The organism is Pseudoflavonifractor phocaeensis (genome assembly GCF_016901955.1).
Lineage (GTDB): Bacteria > Bacillota > Clostridia > Oscillospirales > Oscillospiraceae > Flavonifractor > Flavonifractor phocaeensis_A.
Genome location: NZ_JACJLC010000219.1, coordinates 1 through 541, shown reverse-complemented (window position 1 = coordinate 541; position 541 = coordinate 1). Strand labels below are relative to the sequence as shown.

1 protein-coding gene is annotated in these 541 nt (G+C 64.7%); it reads left to right on the top strand.

Annotated elements, in window-relative coordinates; genetic code table 11:
- Positions 1-146: 146 nt before the first annotated feature.
- On the top strand, positions 147-541 hold a 395-nt coding region (locus H6B51_RS17260), incomplete at its 3' end, for a PepSY domain-containing protein (protein WP_204884818.1).

Below are 541 nucleotides of genomic sequence, written 5' to 3'. Positions count from 1 at the left end.
AGTGGCCATCCTGTCAATGCACCATGGCTGCGGTGACCATGCACCATTTCAGCGGTCTGGGTGCACCATTCGTGCGGTCTAAAGGCACCGTTTCAGGCGGCGTATTCACTATACTGAGACCAACAAAAGGAAAGGAGCTGAGCGAAATGAAAAAGCGCATCGGCATTTTGGGGACGGCTCTGCTGGCTCTCACCCTGACCGCCTGCGGCAGCGGCGCCGCCGGTCAGGCGCAATATATCGGCCTGGACGCCGCCAAGGCGGTGGCTCTGGAGGCCGCCGGGGTCCAGGAGGGGGAGGCCACCTTCTCCACCACCGGCCTGGACAAACAGAACGGCATGGATTTCTACGCGGTGGATTTCACCGCCAACGGCGAACACTACGAGTACGACATCGACGCTGTTACCGGGGTGATCATCGACAGCGACACCCCTGAGACCCGGGCCGCGGCCGCCGGGGAGGCGGCCAGCCCCGCTCCCGAGGCCAGCCCTTCCCCGTCTGCCTCCCCGCAATCCTCTCCGGCAGCCTCCCCGGCATCCACCCC